This is a genomic window from Pirellulales bacterium, assembly GCA_036267355.1.
Classification (GTDB): domain Bacteria; phylum Planctomycetota; class Planctomycetia; order Pirellulales; family DATAWG01; genus DATAWG01.
This window is the reverse complement of sequence record DATAWG010000031.1, coordinates 1-18,181: the sequence shown is the minus strand read 5'-3', so window position 1 is coordinate 18,181 and position 18,181 is coordinate 1. Positions and strand designations below refer to the sequence as shown.

Annotated in this window: 16 protein-coding genes; 5 read left to right on the top strand and 11 right to left on the bottom strand. The window is 60.8% G+C overall.

The genetic code is table 11. The features are described from left to right. Positions 1 to 56: 56 nt before the first annotated feature. From VHX65_05205 to ffh, 9 genes are all read right to left on the bottom strand, one after another. Positions 57 to 2,072, bottom strand: a complete 2,016-nt coding sequence (locus VHX65_05205) for a hybrid sensor histidine kinase/response regulator (GenBank protein HEX3997929.1) — start codon at positions 2,070 to 2,072, stop codon at positions 57 to 59. Next, positions 2,060 to 2,896 carry a response regulator gene (locus VHX65_05200; protein HEX3997928.1) on the bottom strand — a complete coding sequence of 279 codons (837 nt, stop codon included), beginning with the start codon at positions 2,894 to 2,896 and terminating at the stop codon, positions 2,060 to 2,062. Before VHX65_05200 ends, VHX65_05205 begins: the two co-directional genes overlap by 13 nt. Continuing rightward, complete coding sequence (locus VHX65_05195; GenBank protein HEX3997927.1) at positions 2,893 to 4,452, bottom strand: ATP-binding protein; 1,560 nt, start codon at positions 4,450 to 4,452, stop codon at positions 2,893 to 2,895. Before VHX65_05195 ends, VHX65_05200 begins: the two co-directional genes overlap by 4 nt. Position 4,453: 1 nt before the next feature. Then, on the bottom strand, positions 4,454 to 4,903 hold the full coding sequence (locus VHX65_05190) for a response regulator (GenBank protein HEX3997926.1): 450 nt from the start codon (positions 4,901 to 4,903) through the stop codon (positions 4,454 to 4,456). Between the two features lie 520 nt (positions 4,904 to 5,423). Next, positions 5,424 to 5,852 carry a YraN family protein gene (locus tag VHX65_05185; GenBank protein HEX3997925.1) on the bottom strand — a complete coding sequence of 143 codons (429 nt, stop codon included), beginning with the start codon at positions 5,850 to 5,852 and terminating at the stop codon, positions 5,424 to 5,426. A gap of 52 nt (positions 5,853 to 5,904) precedes the next feature. Beyond that, complete coding sequence (rplS, locus tag VHX65_05180; GenBank protein ID HEX3997924.1) at positions 5,905 to 6,267, bottom strand: 50S ribosomal protein L19; 363 nt, start codon at positions 6,265 to 6,267, stop codon at positions 5,905 to 5,907. A 167-nt stretch (positions 6,268 to 6,434) separates the two neighbouring features. Beyond that, complete coding sequence (trmD, locus tag VHX65_05175) at positions 6,435 to 7,145, bottom strand: tRNA (guanosine(37)-N1)-methyltransferase TrmD (GenBank protein ID HEX3997923.1); 711 nt, start codon at positions 7,143 to 7,145, stop codon at positions 6,435 to 6,437. A 23-nt stretch (positions 7,146 to 7,168) separates the two neighbouring features. Continuing rightward, on the bottom strand, positions 7,169 to 7,636 hold the full coding sequence (rpsP, locus tag VHX65_05170; GenBank protein ID HEX3997922.1) for a 30S ribosomal protein S16: 468 nt from the start codon (positions 7,634 to 7,636) through the stop codon (positions 7,169 to 7,171). 117 nt (positions 7,637 to 7,753) lie between these two features. Further along, on the bottom strand, positions 7,754 to 9,202 hold the full coding sequence (ffh, locus tag VHX65_05165) for a signal recognition particle protein (protein ID HEX3997921.1): 1,449 nt from the start codon (positions 9,200 to 9,202) through the stop codon (positions 7,754 to 7,756). Between the two features lie 115 nt (positions 9,203 to 9,317). Between ffh and VHX65_05160 the strand changes: the two genes are divergently transcribed. The 5 genes from VHX65_05160 to VHX65_05140 all read left to right on the top strand — a co-directional run bounded on the left by VHX65_05160 (position 9,318) and on the right by VHX65_05140 (position 14,576). After that, on the top strand, positions 9,318 to 10,298 hold the full coding sequence (locus VHX65_05160; protein ID HEX3997920.1) for a double zinc ribbon domain-containing protein: 981 nt from the start codon (positions 9,318 to 9,320) through the stop codon (positions 10,296 to 10,298). A gap of 484 nt (positions 10,299 to 10,782) precedes the next feature. Continuing rightward, positions 10,783 to 11,406, top strand: a complete 624-nt coding sequence (locus VHX65_05155; GenBank protein HEX3997919.1) for a phosphatase PAP2 family protein — start codon at positions 10,783 to 10,785, stop codon at positions 11,404 to 11,406. Between the two features lie 98 nt (positions 11,407 to 11,504). Then, a complete protein-coding gene (locus VHX65_05150; protein HEX3997918.1) occupies positions 11,505 to 12,365 on the top strand; it encodes a fumarylacetoacetate hydrolase family protein in 861 nt (286 codons plus the stop codon). Positions 12,366 to 12,628: 263 nt separating this feature from the next. Then, entirely contained in the window at positions 12,629 to 12,757 is a 129-nt protein-coding gene (locus VHX65_05145; GenBank protein HEX3997917.1) for a hypothetical protein, read from the top strand. A gap of 421 nt (positions 12,758 to 13,178) precedes the next feature. Beyond that, positions 13,179 to 14,576, top strand: coding sequence for a DEAD/DEAH box helicase (locus VHX65_05140; protein HEX3997916.1), 1,398 nt, complete (start codon positions 13,179 to 13,181; stop codon positions 14,574 to 14,576). 90 nt (positions 14,577 to 14,666) lie between these two features. Here the strand turns inward: VHX65_05140 and VHX65_05135 are convergent, their stop codons facing one another. Both VHX65_05135 and VHX65_05130 read right to left on the bottom strand, forming a co-directional pair. Beyond that, entirely contained in the window at positions 14,667 to 15,923 is a 1,257-nt protein-coding gene (locus tag VHX65_05135) for a glycosyltransferase family 87 protein (GenBank protein ID HEX3997915.1), read from the bottom strand. 158 nt (positions 15,924 to 16,081) lie between these two features. Beyond that, the gene (locus VHX65_05130; GenBank protein ID HEX3997914.1) at positions 16,082 to 17,818 is read right to left on the bottom strand and encodes a glycosyltransferase family 39 protein; all 1,737 of its coding nucleotides are present in this window, start codon (positions 17,816 to 17,818) and stop codon (positions 16,082 to 16,084) included. Positions 17,819 to 18,181: the final 363 nt, after the last annotated feature.

Sequence of the window (18,181 nt, the reverse complement as noted above, 5' to 3'; positions counted from 1 at the left end):
GATGAGTCGTGTATTGAATGACGGTGAAACATTGCATCACGTCGATGGCCTCCGGCTCAGGCCGGCGATCGCGATTCGCGAACTCCCGGTCGGGCGGCGACGGCGGGCGGCGCGACACGCGCTTGTCGTGACACCGGCGATCGCAGAATCGAGGCGATCATGATCTTCAAAACGTTTGGATCATAGGGCTTTTCCAGGAAGAAATAGGCCCCCAATTCGAGCGCCCGTTGACGATCGTCGTGGCTGGCCGACAGGATTACGACGGGGATGTGCCGGGTTGTCTCGCTGTCCCGCATGCGCGTCAACATCGTCAGGCCATCCATCACTGGCATGCGAATGTCGAGCAGAATCAAGCTGGGACGGCGTTCCGATGCCAAGAACAGGCCTTGCATCCCATCGTGCGCCGTGAGTACTTCATAGCCGGAAAGGGACAGTCGAATCCGCAGCGCATCGACGATCGAACGATCATCATCGACCAAAAGAATGCAGGGCTTGCTCGGCTCGCGCGGTGTCAAGGAAAAAGCATGCTCGTCGGTAGCCATGGTTGTTTCGTCGGCCTTCGTGGGGATGTGATAGGTTGCCTTAACTTGAAGGAGAATCTCGGGCGGCTGCTTTGCCCGGCCGCAATAGGATTGGAGCCAAGCCTCGCGCACGCGGTCGGCGATCGCCTGCGGCTCCTGAGACGTCGCATCGACGACCAATATCCACTGGCACGCTTCCAATCGGAACACGAGGTCGCTACCGACGATCGTGTTGAATAATAGCTCGTCGAGGCCGTCCGACGCCGTGTTTCCGGCATCTTCGTCGAGTGACACCAGGATGATCGCGACCGCCGCCAGGCCGCCATCGCCCCTGTTTCGATTGCGGATATAACAGGCCGTCACCGCTTCCGGATCAGCCTCGGGCAAGGCGAAGTAATAAGCCGCCGCCTGGTCGCCATTGCGCTGCATGCGGAGTTCGGAAAGACTTGCCCGAACCAGCGTTTTGGCCATCGCGATGCTGAAGCACGTGGGTGCGACTTGCCCTGCGTCACCCTCGGAAACGATTCCAGACGGCGGCGGAATCAGTCCGCGATTCTCCGCGCCCGCCCCGGTCGGCAGATTGGCGACGGCCACGATCACCTGCCGCTGGTCCGGCATCGCCTCGGCCCAAATTCGCACGACCCCCTCCTCGCAAGCAGATCGAATTGCGTGCCCGGCGAGGCTCGCGATCACGCGGCCGATCAGTTCGGGATCGCAATAGACGTCGGGCATGTCGCGCGACACGCGAAATTCGATCCTCACATGCCCGGCCGTCGCCTTGGGGAGCAAGGCCGCCTCCAAACGGTCGACCACCTCCACTAAGCGAACCGGCTTCGGCCGCAGCCGATGGGTGCCCGAGTCGAGCCACGATGCGTCGACGAAATCGTTCAGCAGACAGCCAAGATCGGCGACACGGCTCATCGCGATGCCGAGATATTGCCGCTGCTCATCCGTTACCGGCCCGGCCAGTCCGTCGCGAACCAAGGAGCAGTATTCTTGGACGACAGTCAATGGAGTTCGTGATTCATGCGCCAGGGCATCGATGAGGCGATTCGAAGCGTCGCGCGCCGACATTGCATTCTGCAATTGGCCCTTGAAGTAGCTTTCCTTCTCGGCGCGCGTTCGCTGGGCCTCCCTCAATTCGTGCGCCAGCCGCTGGCGTTCGACGACATAGCGAATCGTTCTTGCAAGAGATCCATCCTCGATCTTTTCAAGCTGCAGAAACTCGCCGCCGGCTCGATCGGGATCGGAATCGGCTTCCGGATTGCCCAGAAAAACGACCGGCACCTTCGTTGCGGCTTGCTCGAGTGGCGCCGCGGCAGCCGCCCGCGGTTGATCGTCGGGCAAGATTATCAGAACGACGTCGAACAAGTCGGCGATGTTCGAATCGGCCGTATCGGCGATGCTTTGCTTCCAGGTGACCGAGAAGTGTCCATGACATGGATCGCTCAAGGCGCTTTCGACATGCTGCGATTCGCGCATGCCGGCGCCCAATAGCAGGACACGGACGACGCCCTCGGTCGGCGGTGCTTCGATGGTCATGACGGACATGTTTCGATCTCCTCAGGTCTCTTGGACGATGTGTCGCCGGAGCCAACTGCCGCATCGAGCGCCGCCAGCAGGGTCTGCGCTTGATAGGGCTTTCTCAGGTAGAAGCGTGCGCCCGCGTCCAGCGCGGCCGTTTGCTCGGAAAGGCTCGCTGAAAGCATTACTACCGGGATATGACAGGTCTCCACGCCCGCCTTCAGCCGACTGAGTGCCGTCATGCCGTTCATGCGGGGCATTTGCACGTCGAGGACGATCGCATCGGGGTGCAACGACGCGGCGGCCGCAACGCCTTGTTCGCCATCACCGACGGAGACGACGGAATATCCGGCGGCTCTGAGTCGCATGCAGGCCCCCGTTACGATGTCTCGATCGTCGTCAATCAACAGCACGTGTTTGGCTTCTGGCATATCGATTCTCACCGCTCGGGAACGAGGTAACGATGCATGGAACCGCGACTCGCTGCGCTTGAAGCTGTTTGCGACGGCTTCGTGCAGAGAAGACGCTTCGAAGGGCTTTCTGACACAGTTGCCGATTCCAAGTGTTCGGCGGCACCACGCCGGACGGCGATCGGTAAAGGAGCCGACGACCGGCATGCCTCGCGTGTGCCGGCAGTGTTGAAGCGCGATCAGCATTTTCCGTGCGGCGCGGTGCGGCAATTCAAGATCGAGCACGATCAGATCGGGCCGCAGCTCTCGAATGGCCCGCCGTCCGGCCAGAGCCGTGGTTGTCCAGCGGGTGCGGAATCCAGCTCCGCGAATGCGCATCGCGATGCCTTCGGCGATGGCCGGATCGGACTCGATGATCAAGATATTACGGGCAGCCGTCATGATATTGCCTCGAATGCTTTGGCTTCATTTTCCAAAGAAGCAATCATTTCATTCACGTCGTCGTCGACGCTCCAATTGCCCAGGACATTCATTTCCAGCGTCGGCAAGGGTTGGCCGAACCGGTTGCGATTCGAGTCGGCCGCGGCCTGCCGGAGCCGGCTGAAGAAGGCGTCTAAATCCGATTCGGAAATCGGCAGCACGATGAGCCATCGGGCATTGCCGCGATAAAACAGCAAGTCGTTTCGGCGCAGCGAGCCGCTGAGAAACATCGTCAGATCCCCGATGGAATCGGGATCGATCGCGGAATCGACCGACACCAATACGAGAGAAACGGTTTTCCCTTCGCTCCGATGTGCCTGAAGGCGTCGGAGATGGCGCCGCATGACCTCCTTCGGAATGTCCAGAGGCACGGTGAACGAAAAGGTGCTTCCCCGTCCGACGCTGCTTTCGACCGACATTTCTCCGAGATTTAGCCGGACCAATTCTTTGGCGATGCTCAGGCCGAGTCCGAAGCCTTTCGTACTGCCCCGCGGATTTGGCCCCAGTTGCTTGAAGCGGCGAAAGATGACCTGGAGGTCCTTTTGAGAGATGCCTTGTCCGTTATCCGAGACGTTGACGACAATTTCCCCGTCGCGCTCGTTCAATTGGGCGTCGAGTCGTACCCGGCCCGGGCTGCCGCAAAACTTGATCGCATTCACCACCAGGTTGACGATCACTCGACCGATTTTTTCGCCGTCGCAAAAGACCGCCGGAAGGTTGTCGTCGATCGCAATTTGAAGTTCGACATCCTTGAGGGCCGCGCGCCGCTCCAAGCCTACTCGCACGTGACGCACAATACTTGCGAGCCGATCGTTCGTTCGATAGATGGTGAGAATGCCGGCTTCGAGCTTGCTGACGTCGAGCATATCGTCGACCATATGATTCAAATCGTCGGCGCGGTCGTTGACGACGTCGAGGAAGCGGCGTTGCTCGTCGTTCAACGGCCCGAGCAATCCTTCGCGCATCAGGGAGACGTATTCCTTGACGACCGTCAGCGGCGTGCGGAATTCGTGCGAGACGTTGTCGACAAAGCGATGCGCCGTGCGATACAACTTGCTGACGCGGCGATTTTTCTTTTCAAGCTGTTCCCGCGATTCTTGAAGATCCTTGACGAGCCTCTCGTTTTCAGAGACGCTTCGCTGCCGATGGACAGCATAGCGGATCGAGCGAGCAAGCCCGTCGGGATTCATCGTGTCCTTCGCCAGATAATCTTGCGCGCCTTCGTCCAACACGCCCAGCGCCATTTCATCGTCTGCCAGCGAAGTCAGTACGATGATGGGAAGATCTCGGCAGCCGCCTCGGATCGCGGCGACGGTCGCCGTTCCGCTGCTATCCGGCAGCGTGAGGTCCACCAGAGCAACGTCGATCGGTCGCGCGCAGATTGCTTTCAACGCGTCGGCCACGCACACGGCATGATGGACTTCGTAGTGAGGCCTTGCGCGGCGCAGCGCAGTCTGGATCAATTGCGCATGGCCTTCATTGTCCTCGACCAAGAGAACGCGTATTTGCTCCTTCATTTTAGATCGCCTCTTCCAATGCGAGATGGGTGGTCAGAATGCGCAATAGTTCCTGAAATTCAACCGGTTTCTTCAGTATCGCGGCAGCGCCGATGTCCGTCAGTCTTCGAGCCAACGCCGCATTGCGCTCTCCCGTCAGGACGATGACGGGAATGTGCGCCGTCTTGGAATTCGCCTTGAGCGATTCAAGAACGTACTCGCCTCGTCCTTGCGGCATTCCCAGGTCGGTGATGATGGCGTCAGGTTTGTTCGTAACGGCAAGCCAATAGCCGTGAATTCCCGAATATGCCCGGATTACCTCGACGCCGAAGGACCGCAAGTGGAGTTGGATGGCCCGGGAGATTTCGGGGTCGTCGTCGATGCACAGCAGTGTTGGCGAGGGTACGAACTGCTTTCCGATCGGTTCGTGCGAGGGTTCAACGGCAGCAAACGTGGCTTGATCGAGATTCATGAAATTCGCCTTGTTGAACGGGCCATTCACAATCTGAACACCGAAACACCGCAGGATTTGGCGGGCGACAATCCGACCGCCCTACCAAGCAGAGATCACGTCTCGCAAGGTCGGCTGATTCAAACATTGTTCAACTCCGGGCAGCAATCAAGGCGAAAAATACGCAGACATTGCGTGAAACTCGCCATCGGCGCCCGCGCACAACATGTCGATTTTGGCACGCAACGCGGCGACCAACGTCGCGTCGCAGGGCGAAACCGTGCGAATTGCAGTCAGCAATTGTGCGTCGGCCGCTGGCACCGGCGGTGCTAATTCACCAGGGCCGTCACGCAATCGCAAAGCCGCTAGCAGGCGGCGCATTTCTCGTTCTAGGCGCCGATGGGTCTTGCTGCCGCGCGCATGCCGGACCCTCGCGATTGGCATCGTGGACGGTTCGGGTTGGCATTTGCCGAGCCACGGCGAATGCGAAGAGAATGTGGACAAGTCGCCGCCAATCGCCGATCTCGTTTCCGTTCGTCGATTAGCTGAACATCTGGCCGCGGCCGGTGGCCTCGAAAGCGTTCTTGATGTGTTCGATTGTAGGCCGCCTGGCCTGACTTGGCCAAATGATCGAGACGACATCGAAACGGGCCGGATAGTCCAACAAGCCGTAGCGTTTCAAATAGACCAAAGCAAGCCGCGTCAGCCGTTCTTGCTTATTGCGATCGACGGCTTCGTGTGGTTCGCCCGCCACGGACGAATCGCGTGTTTTCACTTCGACGAACACGACCCTGCGGCCATCGATGGCAATGATATCGAGCTCGCCGCGACCGATGTGCGTGCCGCGGCCGACGATCTTGTAGCCGAGCCGCTTTAGATATTGCGCGGCTGCCGCTTCGCCGCGTTGGCCCAGCGTTTTCGGGCCGAACGCATGTCGCCACCACGCTTGCACGACCCGGGGCCAACGCATGATGAAAACCACGCGGGGGCGAAAGGATTGGAAGCGATCGTATTCCGATGGACTACGACTCGGATGTATCGCGGCGTTCGCGCAATCGGACCGCTTTTCCGATGCGGTCGCGAAGGAAATAAAGCTTTGCGCGGCGGACCACGCCCGACCGTTTGACTTCGATCTTCGCGATCTTCGGCGAATGGAGGGGAAACTTTCGCTCCACTCCTTCTCCCTGCACGATCCGGCGCACGGTGAACATCGCGCGGGTTCCCGAACCGTTGCGGGCGATCACGACTCCGTTGAAAATCTGAATCCGTTCCTTCTCGCCTTCGAGAATTCTGGTGTGAACATCGACCGTGTCGCCGATGGCGAATTGCGGCACCTCGGTCTTCAGACTGCTCTTTTCGACCAGGGCCAATATTTGCTGACTCATCGTAGGGTTCCTTATATTTTCTTCGCGAGGGCGGCCGCCGAGGCGTTTCGGTTCGCCGAGGTGTGAGATTGTGAGGAACGCAAGGCCGCCCCGCGGCGCCAGCCTCTTCGTGCCTCAAAGCCTCGCCACCCCAAGAGCCTTCGGGCCATTTGGCGAAACCTTGGATATTACTGACTCGCGGGCCTCGTTTCAAGGCGGGGTAGCAGATCCGATCGGCGTTCGGCGGTGGTCTTCAGGCTCTGCTCCTTCCGCCAACGAGCGATTTCCTCGTGATTTCCCCCAAGGAGCACGTCCGGGATACCCAGGCCACGAAATTCCCGGGGACGTGTGAATTGGGCGAATTCCAGCATTCGATCCGCGCCGGAAAACGAGTCGTCGCGCGGGCTGCGTTCATCGCCCAACACGCCCGGCACCAATCGCACCACGGCGTCGATGACGACCATTGCCGGCACTTCGCCCCCGCCCAACACATAATCGCCGATCGACAATTCCTCGGGGTCGAGAATCTGCCGCACGCGATCGTCGAAGCCCTCATACCGCCCGCACAGCAACAGCAGGCGCTTGTGGCCGGCCAATTCTTCGACGATCGGTTGCGTCAGCCGCCGGCCTCGCGGGCTGAGCATCACTAAATGCCCGCCATCGGACGACTGCGAACGCACCGCCTCGACGCAATCGACGACCGGCTCAACTTTGAGAATCATGCCGGGGCCGCCGCCGTAGGGGCGATCATCGACCGTGCGATGCTTGTCTTTGGCCCAATCGCGGATATTGTGCAGCCGGACATCGACCAAACCCCGTTCGATCGCCAGTTTGAGCAAGCTTTGGCCCAAGTAGCCCGATAGAATTTCGGGAAACAGCGATAGAACGTCGAATCGCATGGCCAATGGGCGAATGCTCGCGCCTATTGCGCGGCGGGCTGTGGCGGAGCAGCTTCACTTTGCGGAGTGGCCGATTCGGCAGCAGCATTCTCCGCCGCCGGAGCGGATTCGGAGACGGCCGGTTCTGCAGCAGCGCCCTTTTCCTTTTTTGGCTGAAGCACGAATGCCGGAGGGCCGGGGTCGGGAATCGCCTTTGGCCCCTTGAGCTTTTCTAACGCAGCCTGCTGGTTCTTGACGTGCGTTCCTTCCAGGCCGTATTTCTTGATGAGCGTTCGCACGCGGTCCGACGGCTGTGCGCCGACGCTGAGCCAGTATTTCAACCGTTCGCCGTTCATCACGGCTCGGGCATCGGTATCGACGACCGATGGATCGTAAGTTCCCAGTTCCTCGATAACGCGACCATCTCGCGGAGCACGGGAATCGGTAGCGCAAATGCGGAAAAACGACCGATGTTTGCGGCCAAAACGCTTCATTCGAATTCGAACTGCCACGCTACGCTCCTGACTTATGGGTTGCGATGAACCGGGGCTGATATTGTAATGATTTTGTGCTGGGACGCTAGGTGCAAAGCGGGATGAAGCTCGGCTGGACCCGCTGGGACCCGGCGGCTATTTTCGCTTGCGAAGTTCTTTTTCGCGCTGTTTTTTCAGTTTCCGCCGTTCTTCGGGCGTCAAGCGTTTGCCGGTGCCTTGCTTGGTCTTGGCGAGCCGGGCATGCGGGTTTTGCTGCAGCGCCTGCACTTCCCGCATCTGGTCTCGCGGGCTCATGCCGGCCACTTTCTTCATGATGCCGGCCATGCTGTCGAATTGCTTGACCAAATCATTGACTTCGTGGGGCTCGACGCCGGCTCCGGCCGCGATTCGCCGCCGGCGGCTTGGATCGACCACTTTGCTCGGATTCCGCCGCTCGGAAGGGGTCATCGAATCGATAATGGCGAACAGACGAGTCATCTCGCCGTCGACATCGGTGCCGCCGAGCATGTCTTTCATGGCGCCCATGCCGGGGATCATGCCCATGATCTTTCCCAGCGGGCCCATGCGCCGCATTTGCCCCATCATTTGCCGGAAGGTGTCGAGCGTAAATTCGCCTTTGCGCAGGTCGGCCTGTTGGGCCGCGAGCTGCGCTTGATCCATTTTCTTCTGAGCCTGCTCGAAGAGCGTCAGAATATCGCCTTGGCCGAGGATTCGGCCCGCCATCCGATCGGGGTGGAATTCCTCGAGAGCGTCGAGATGCTCGCCGGTGCCGATGAACTTGATCGGCACACCGGTGACGGCCTTGACCGACAGTGCGGCGCCGCCGCGGGCATCGCCGTCGAGCTTGGTCATGATGACGCCGTCGAGCGTCATCGCCTCGTTGAATGCCTGGGCACTGTTGACGGCATCCTGGCCCGTCATGCCGTCGACCACCAGGTACACCTGTTCCGGCTTCACGAGCTTGTCGATCTGCTTCAACTGCTGCATCAAATCGTCGTCGATGTGCAGCCGGCCGGCGGTGTCGAGGATGACGACCTGGATTCCCTCGCCGCGGGCCTTTTTCACGGCGTTGTTGCACACCTGCACCGGGTCGGTCGCCCCGGGTTCGGAATAAACCGGGATGCCGAGCTGCTCCCCGAGCACATGCAATTGCTGGATGGCAGCCGGGCGCTGCAAGTCGGCGGCCACGAGCAGCGGCGGCTTGCCGCGATCCTTGAGCAACCGGCCGAGCTTGCCGCAGGTGGTCGTCTTGCCGGAGCCCTGCAGGCCGCAGAGCATCAGCACGGTGGTGTCGGGTTTCAAGTGGAGCGAATGGTCCACCGGGCCCATCAGCTTGATCAGTTCACGATGCACGACGCCGAATACTTGCACGTCGGGATCGATCGATTTCAGAACCCGTTCGCCGACAGCTTCTTCCGTCACATCAGCGACGAATTTCTTGACGACCGGATAGCTGACGTCGGCTTCGAGCAGGGCCCGCTCGACAAGCGCCATGCCCTCGCGCATGTTCGCTTCGGTGAGCTTGCCGCGACCGCGCAGGGTGCGGATAGCGTTTTTCAGGCCGTCTTCGAGGGCTTCGAACATGGCAAAGCGGCGGGCAAAAGTAGCAGGCAAAATTCGATTCCGCGCAACACAAAATTCTAGCCGAAACGGCAAAAATCGCAATGCCGGCTAGTACGACGCGCACTACGGATCGACGATGGCTCGATTACGAACGCCGCAAGAATCCCGAATGCCAAATGGCGGCACAACCCAGCACCTGCTAGACATCAGGCATCCGTATTTCGGATTTCGGGTTTCATTAGACATTCATGCTTCGACATTCGTTAGTTCGTCGTTTATGGCCCAGATCGCAATGACGGCACGGCGGTGGCTGCGGCGCGTGGGCGCGGTCGTCAGCGCGGCGGGGGCAGATTTGGTTTATCCGGCCGAGTGCGCATTTTGCCGCGCGGACATCGCTGCTGCCGCCGATCGCATCATGCTCTGCGCGAATTGCCGCCAGGACCTGGCGCCGCCGCGGACGGCTTGTCCGAGGTGCGGAGCGGCCGTGTCTGAGAACCTATCGCTCGCAGTCATGGCCGTGCCGGGTGCAAACGGCGCCGAAGCGAAGCCTGTCATCGACGGCAATCAGTGCTGCAATCAATGCCGGGATGTGCCGTTTGCATTCGAGCGGCTCATCGCGCTCGGCGATTATCGCGCTGCGCTCCGCTCGGCCGTATTGCAAATGAAAAAACCGGCAGGCGAACCGTTGGCGGTCGCAATGGGAAGGCTTCTGGCGGCCGAGTGTCGAAAGGCCTTCGATGAATTCGCTCCGACGGCAATCGTCGCGGTGCCGATGCATTGGACGCGGCGGATCGTCCGTGGCACGAATAGTCCGGAGTTGTTGGCTTCCGCCGTGGGACGCGCGCTGCACGTGAGCGTGATGTGGCGTGGCCTACGCCGCTGTCGCCGCACGGTGCACCAAAATGAGCTCTTGCCGGAGGATCGGGTGGAAAATGTTTCGGGAGCGTTTCGCGCGGGGCTCGGAAGAAGGTTTCGCAGACGCCGCGTCTTACTGATCGACGACGTGCTAACCACCGGCGCGACCGGCAGCGAGGCGGCACGGGTCGTGCGCGATGCTGGCGCCGCGGCGGTGGCGGTGGCCGTTTTGGCGCGAGCCGAGAGGCGCATGCGGCGGTGATAATGCTGGCGCATTCCAGGGAAGACCGCGGACGCATGCGGCAAGTGGCGAGTGGCTGTGGCGATCCTTCCCGGGCTTGGACCGCATTGGATGTTTGGTTTATTTGGGCCATCGATGGCCGTTCGGGTCATGTTCAATCCTGCGGCGCTGCAGGTCGGCCGGCTATTGTAATTTGGCTGCCTATTGGTACGATTTTATCCGGTGGAATCGAGGGAATGCTCGTTTCTTCCCCATGCTGCGTTGAACTGGGTGGTCATCTTTGCGTTTGAGAAGCGATTGATTCCAGGGCAGGGATCGGCGTCTTGGTCGTTCAGGCGGTTCGCTTCAAGAACATGGAGGTTTCGTGAAAGCGACGAATACGCCGATCGGCGATCGCACTGCGCATCTCGCGGGGCGCCCCGTTTCACACGGCTATGCCGACGCGGATCTCTTGTGCTGTGATGCATTCGCTGGCGATCTTGTCCATTGCGCGACGAACCGTGGCATGTTGGACGACGACGCAATGCAGCTTCAAACGGTCGCCGGTCGGATCGGGCCGCTGTTTGCTCCGAACGAGGAAATCGCCGATGGTCTGACGTTGGTGCAGCGTGCATTTGCCCGGCTCGACCAGCGCGAGCAATGGCTCGTAGAACTCTTGGTTCGATCCTCCGACTACCCGCTTCTCAACTCGTTTCGCCGGGCGATAAATTGGCTTGGCAACGGCTGGCTCTACTTGTTTGCAACGGTTGCGGTGTTGATTTGGCAAGGAAAAAGCGGCATTCGCCCCGTGCTTGCCGCGGCCTGTGCGGCCGGGTGTGCGGTTGTGTTTTACACATCGCTCAAACCGCTTTTGGGCCGCTTGCGTCCACGCGACGCCGATCCGCTGCTGCGGCTCCCGATCGAACCGATGGACAAGTATTCGTGCCCGAGCGGGCATTGCATGAGTGCGACAGCGATTGCCGTGCCGCTGCTGGCGAGCTTTCCCCAATTCCAGGCGGCGATTCTTTCGCTGGGCATATTGATTGCCTGGTCGCGGCTTGCCTGCGGGCATCATTACCTGAGCGACGTTTTGCTTGGCATCGGGTTGGGTGTCTTGGTGTCGATGCCGATTTGCGGCTTGATTCTTTGACGCGGGCGATGGGCAGCGCGCTGGCCGGCAGTACGGCGTGGCTTGATCGACAGGCGGGGGCCGCTCCTAATTCCTCATAATTCCGAGGTATTTTCGACGTGAAACTGGCGAAATTTCGTTTTGCAAACGGCCGCGATGCACTAGGCATTGTCGATGGTGAAACGGTCTCGCCGCTCGACGATCGGTCCGGCCGGTCGATGGGCTTGCTGACTGAGATACTCGAATCCGACGATCCGGTCCGCCGCGCCGGCGAACTCCGTGATCCAAGGGCCGAGCCGTTACGTTTGGCCGAAGTCACGCTCGTGGCTCCGATCGAACGCCAGGAAGTTTGGGCGGCCGGCGTGACCTACAAACGAAGTAAAACGGCGAGGATGGAAGAATCGCAATCCGCGGCAACGCTCTACGATCGCGTGTATGCCTCCGCCCGGCCGGAACTGTTCTTCAAGGCCACGCCCCACCGTGTTTGCGGGCCGAAGGAGCCGCTGCGAATCCGCCGCGACAGCGCATGGAATGTGCCCGAGCCGGAATTGGCGCTGGTGCTAAATTCGCGGCTCGAGCTGGTCGGGCTGACGGTCGGCAACGATATGAGCAGCCGCGATATCGAAGGCGAGAATCCGCTTTATCTTCCGCAAGCGAAACTATACGACGCGTGCTGCGGTCTTGGGCCGTGGATCACGCTCGGCGAGCCGGCAGGCGACCTCGAACTCGACATCCGGTTGTCGGTGCGCCGCGAGGGTCGAGTCGTATTCGCAGGCGCGACGAACACACGGCAAATGGCTCGCTCGCTTTCGGAATTGATCGGCTGGCTCGGCCGCGACAATTCGTTTCCCGGCGGTGCGATTCTTTTGACCGGCACCGGCGTGGTGCCCGAAAGCGATTTCACATTGCATCCGGCCGATGTCGTCGAGATCTCGATCGACACGCTTGGCACGCTCGTGAACCCGATCGTGCAAGGTTAGCCATGCCGCGTTGGCTGCTCGTCGCATTGCGCATTCGACGCAATTGCGCGATCGTTTGCAGTCGTTGTGGCCAAATTCATCTTGACTCATTTGCCAAAAAACTGGTTCAATGCGCGCGGCTGGAGCAAATGCTTTGCGTTGAACGGATTTAGCGCGAGTCGATCTCAGCCACGTTCGGTTCAGCGGCTTCCCCTTGTAGAGCGCCCAGGGGAAGAATGTCGCAGAGAGCGGGTGCTCGTTCCGGAGGAGCCAAGGAAATGGCAATGACCAAGAAGGCTACGAAGAAAAAGGCCACGCGTTCGCCGAAGAAGGCCGTCAGCAAGAAGCCGGCCAAGCGATCGCTCAAGAAGGCCGCCACGAAGAAGGCCAAGCGTTCGCCCAAGAAGAAGTAGCGATCGCTAGTTGGCTCCGGTTGCGGGAAACAGCGTCCGCGGCGGTTGCCCCAGATCCGACGAGAAAGGCCGGCTCGCCCATTCGGGTGCGCCGGCCTGTTTTTTAGGCTGTGAGGCTTTGAGACTGCGAGGCGGTGAGGTTCGAAGGCAGGCCGCGGCCTTCGGCCACTTGCGATCGCACACGCGGCCGCTCCATCGCTGCCCGCCTCACCGCCTAACGGCTCACCGCCGCCCAGCCCGAAGCCGCGAGGCTTCTGGCGGTTGACCAAAGGCCGGCATGCGTTAGACTTGGGGAAAACATGTTGACATTTTTCCCTTGGAAGCCCCATGCTGGGCGTCTGGGCCCCGCGAACGGCTGCTCCGATCGCACATTGCGGCCGATCGTTGTCGGGGGAACTGGCTATTAAATGGATAGGTGTTCGTGACTGAATCGGAACTGCAATCGTCGCCGAGTCCCGCGGCGGAATCTCAGGGACTGGAAGCTAACCGCGCGTGTTTGGATGCCGGGCCGTCGTCAAACGTCGCCTTTCAAGATTTATCGCTCTCGCCGGTGATGCTCGAAGCCTTGGCCAAGGCCGAGTATCTGCGGCCGACGCCGGTTCAAGCCGGCCTGATCCCTCGGGCCCTGCTGGGGATCGACGTGCTGGCGCAAGCCCGCACCGGCACGGGCAAAACCGCGGCGTTCGTGATCCCCATTCTCGAACGCCTCGGCCAGCAGCAGCACAAGCGGAGCATGGTGCAGGCGCTTGTCATGGTGCCGACGCGCGAATTGGCCGTGCAAGTTCGCGAGGAAGCGGTCAAGCTATCGCATGGCCGCAAGGTGCATATCGTCGCGCTCTATGGCGGCAAACCGATCCGCGGCCAAATCGAAAAATTGCAGCGCGGGGCCGACATTGTGATCGGCACGCCCGGCCGAGTGCTCGATCACATGGGCCGCGGCACGTTGCCGCTTGGCGACTTGAAGATCGCCGTATTGGACGAAGCCGATCGCATGCTCGACATCGGCTTTCGGCCCGACATCGAGCGAATTCTGCGCAATTGCCCCGCATCGCGGCAAACGCTGTTGTTGAGCGCCACCGTTCCGCCGCCGGTCGAGCGGCTCTCGAAACGCTACATGCGCGATCCCGAGTCGCTCAATTTCTCGTCGCACGATATTGCGGTCGAGACGATCGAGCAGTTTTATTTCACGGTCGATCCGGAGCGGAAATTCGATTTGCTCGAGCGGCTCGTTGCCCGGGAGGATCCGAAGCAGGCGATCATCTTCTGCCGCACGAAGCGCGGCACCGACAAGGTGTACATGCGGTTGGCGAAAAAGCTGACCGGCGCCGCCTGCATCCACGGCGATCTGCAACAAAATGCCCGCGACCGCGTGATGGCGCAATTCCGCGAAGGAAAGGTCCGCTATCTGGTGGCGACCGACGTGGTTGGCCGCGGCATCGATGTCAGCGGCATTTCACACATCATCAACTACGACATTCCGCAGTTCTGCGATGATTATGTGCATCGCGTGGGCCGCACCGGCCGCATGGGCCGCGAGGGCGTGGCCTACACGTTCGTCACGCCCGAAGAAGGCAATGAGCTGACGCGAATCGAAATGCGCATCGATCGGCTGCTGACGCGCGACGAGCTGCCGGGCTTCGAGGCCACGAGCCGCGCGAAACCGGTCGGCGACGGCAGTGCGGCGCCGAATTCCCGCGAGGATTTCGGCGACCTTGGCGATCCGCTCGACGTTCAACCCGAAGAACCGCCGAAACCGCGCCCCGTCCCGCCGCTGTTGGGCCGCAGCCGCGCCCCGCGCCGCACCCGCCGGGCCCTCTAGCTCCAACCGGCGTCCATGTGCCACTGGCACACACTGCTGTACCTGCCGCTTGCTAGCGTCACATGTGGATGGCTCGCCCCGTTCGTTCCGCTACGCGGCTTGGCCGTGGCTCCTCGCAGGCGTGGCTTCTGCGAAGGGGCGCGGAATTTCGGCTAGCGGCCAGGGTTCTTCCGAACTCGCATGTCGCACCAGCCACAGCCCAAAAATCAACACTCCGATCGGCTCCAGCGCCGTGGCGGCGGGGCACCATTGCATCAAGAACCGTTCGACCCCACCGACGCCGAGGAGATAGGTCGTGAGATACGCGGCCGTGATCCACATGCGCCGCAGCAGCCGCCGAGGCCCGCAAGTGTAGAAGCAAGTCAACACGCCCCACGCCAGCCCCGGCGCGATCAGATTGTAGGTCAGGCGTTCCGTGCCCGGACCCAATAGCAACTGCCAAATGCTCCAAGCGCAGATCGTGTAGATTGCGATTTGCCGCCGCTGCAAGCCGCGGTGGCGCTGCCAAAGACACCATCCCAACACTGCCAGACCGGCTCCAACTTGCCAGAGCATGTAAGCCCGGGCGTCGACGGCGTGGAATTGCTCCCAAATGGTCCAAGCATCGCGGTAGCCCGTGTATCGCCCACCGCCCGCCTGCCGATTCACGAGGCAGCGATACCAGCCGACATACTGACTGGCCGCGGCCGCCGGCGGTTGCACGAGAAACGGTAGTAATCCCAAACCGACCGTGCACGCCGCCAACCGTCTTGCCAACCGCTGAGGCGCCTGCACGGTGAACAACCCGCCAACGACGGCTGGCCAGACTTTGATGTGAATCGGGGCCGCCAGCCAAATCGCCGCACGCCACCATCGGCCGCGAACAAATTCCACCGCGGCGCACAACACCATCGCAACCAAAATCGCATTGCTCTGGCCCGACCAGATGCTCCGCACCGTGCCGAGCAATGCCAGCAGTTGAAATTGTCCCTCCGCGCGCGGCGGCCACGTCGACGCCGGCAACACGGTGCGATAAAAAACGCGCAAAGCAAAGAACAGCAGACCGCAGCTCAACCAGGTCCAAACGACGCCGCCAAGCCAATCGGGCAGCAACGCCAGGGGCGTCATTGCGACCGCAAATGCCGGGCTGTAGAAAAACTCGCGTTCGAGATACAAGCTGTGGCCCGACCACGAATCACGCGACGCACCGGAGAACGTGGTGTAAACCGTGTGAAGCCGCGGTTCGACGATGCTCTTCACGCTCCCAGCAATTGCTAGCGCGATCCAAGCGGCAATCGCGATCCGCAGCCATCGTTCAATGGCCGGACGAGCTCGATGCACGGTTTGGTTCGGCTGAGGGGATTCCATGGAACGGTCCGGGATCTTCGGTAACGGTGTGCGGAAAAACACGATCGGCGTTCGGGCTCCCCTCGCGAATGCTTCGGGCTACTTTTTCCCGAGCCCTACTGGTCCGAAGCGTTAGCCAGGAAGGCGCGACCAAGCCGCGAAGCGATTCATTCGCGACATCAGTGAATCATTCCTGTCTCGTTCGCCAGCGAATGGATCCGCCGGCCGACGATTACCTTCTTCAACGGCGGATCGTGCCGCACCCGATCGCAGGGAATCACTCCCTCGATTTGCCAGCCGAATGGCAGCGAAGGCGGCAACGGTCGATCCCACGTAAAGCAAAAATAGTCGCAGGCCGGGCCGAGTTCGCTTGCCGATTTCGGCCAGGGATGCTCTTCGATCGGCTGGCGATAGAGAAATGTGAACAGCGTTTCCACAAGCCCGAAGCTCACCAGCCGGGCACCGGTGGGCAGCTTGCGTTTCAATTGAGCCACATCCGGCGTCGGGTCTTCGGCTGTTGCCGCGGTCACGTTCAAAATCACGCCGACATACGAAATGCCGATGAACGCTGTCACGCTCAAGATTGCGACGCGAATCCGACTCGCTCTAATGCTGCGGCAGGTGAGGATCAGCAAGGTTCCCACGATAAGCGTTCCGGTCGCATACACGGCGACGAACCAGTTCGGTTGTAGCAAGCCGAGCTGACGAAATTGCCCGATGAATTGAATGGCAACAACCGCGACAGCGGCGCCGAACGCCAATGCGGCCTTGCCAAGCAGAAACCATTTCCATCCGCGTCGCTGCCATGGCGCTGCGGCCGGCTGTGCGATCTGTTCGACGGCTAATCCGACCAACAAAGCGATGCACGGATAGAGCGGCATGAAGTAGCGGCCCTTCGCCCCGGGCACCACCCAGCAGGTGGCAAACGCCAATCCAATCGCGATCGAAAGAAACGCGATGTGCGATCGCACATGGGGAGTTGCCGCCAGGGAGCGGCGCGATTGTTTCGGCAGATAAGCCAGCAACAGCGGCGACCAGGGCAACGTGCAAACCGCGATCTCCAATGGATACTCGAGCAAATGCAAAGCGATCGTCTGCCAGCGTGTGTCTGCAAACCGCATCGCCACGTCGCCGAGCCACATGGTTTTCGCAGCCGGCCAACCCATGTGGGCCAGAAACGGTACCTGCCACAGCCCGACCATCGCGATGAAAAGCGCCAGCCCAGCCAGATGCCAGCGCCCGAGCAGCGTTCGCCAGTCGCGCCGCGACGCCAGAAACAAGCCGACCGGCGCCGCAAAATAGACGGGCGCTTGCGGTCCTTTGGCCAGCGCGGCCAGCGCCGCAAGGCCGTAGCCGGCAAACCATGGCCACGGTCGCGGCCAAGATCGGCAATAACCGCAATGCCAAACCAAGAGAGCGCCGCTCAGCAGGAGCGTGAAGGTCGCTTCCGTTTCGGCCATGCGGCCCAACACGAGAACTTGTCCCATCGTGGCGTAGGCCAAACCCGCCGCAAATGCCCCAAGCCGCGACAAAAATAATCGCCCATAGCCATAGATCAACAGCACGGTCAGGCACGTTGCAATCACCGAGGGCAAGCGCACGGCCAGCAACGAACAATCGCCGAACAACATCGCCGCCAAGGCGATTGGATAACTTCCCAACGGCGGGCGACTCAACAACGGCTCGCCTTGCTGCCGAGGCACGATCCAATCGCCGGTCTGAATCATTTCGCAAGCCACTTCGGCCCGGCGAGTCTCCTCTCCACGGATCGGAATGGCGGTCAAACGCGTGCCGTAAAGCAACAGCGATGCCGCAGCCAAAGCCCAAAACTCCCAATCACGCCAGGGCGCAAAACGCCGGCCAACCGGGCGTTCTCCCCACAGACATTCGTTGGGCATCGAATCAACCGATGACATGCCTGCAACCCTAGGAAAAAAGATCGCAATCGCCGCGGCCGGATTCCTGCAGAACCTGCGGGGACGAACGCCGGCCGCGACCCGGACGAAATCGCGGCGAACTATCCCAAAATCCGGGGAGTCCTACAATATGGCCTCGTCCGCCAAGCGTCGCCAGAAGGGGGGGCTCCAGCTGTCTTAACTGCGGTACCTCCCAGAAAATCATCAATTGCAGACCCCTTATTGATCTTTGCGTTGGGAATGAGCCATCGGGCTAGAGCGGGAGTTTGCAGTGGGCGAATGCCGAGCGAAGGAATTTGTCGTCGTCGTGGAGGGAATTCAGGACGCGGTTGGCCTCACATTGAAGGTCGTCCAGATCGTCCG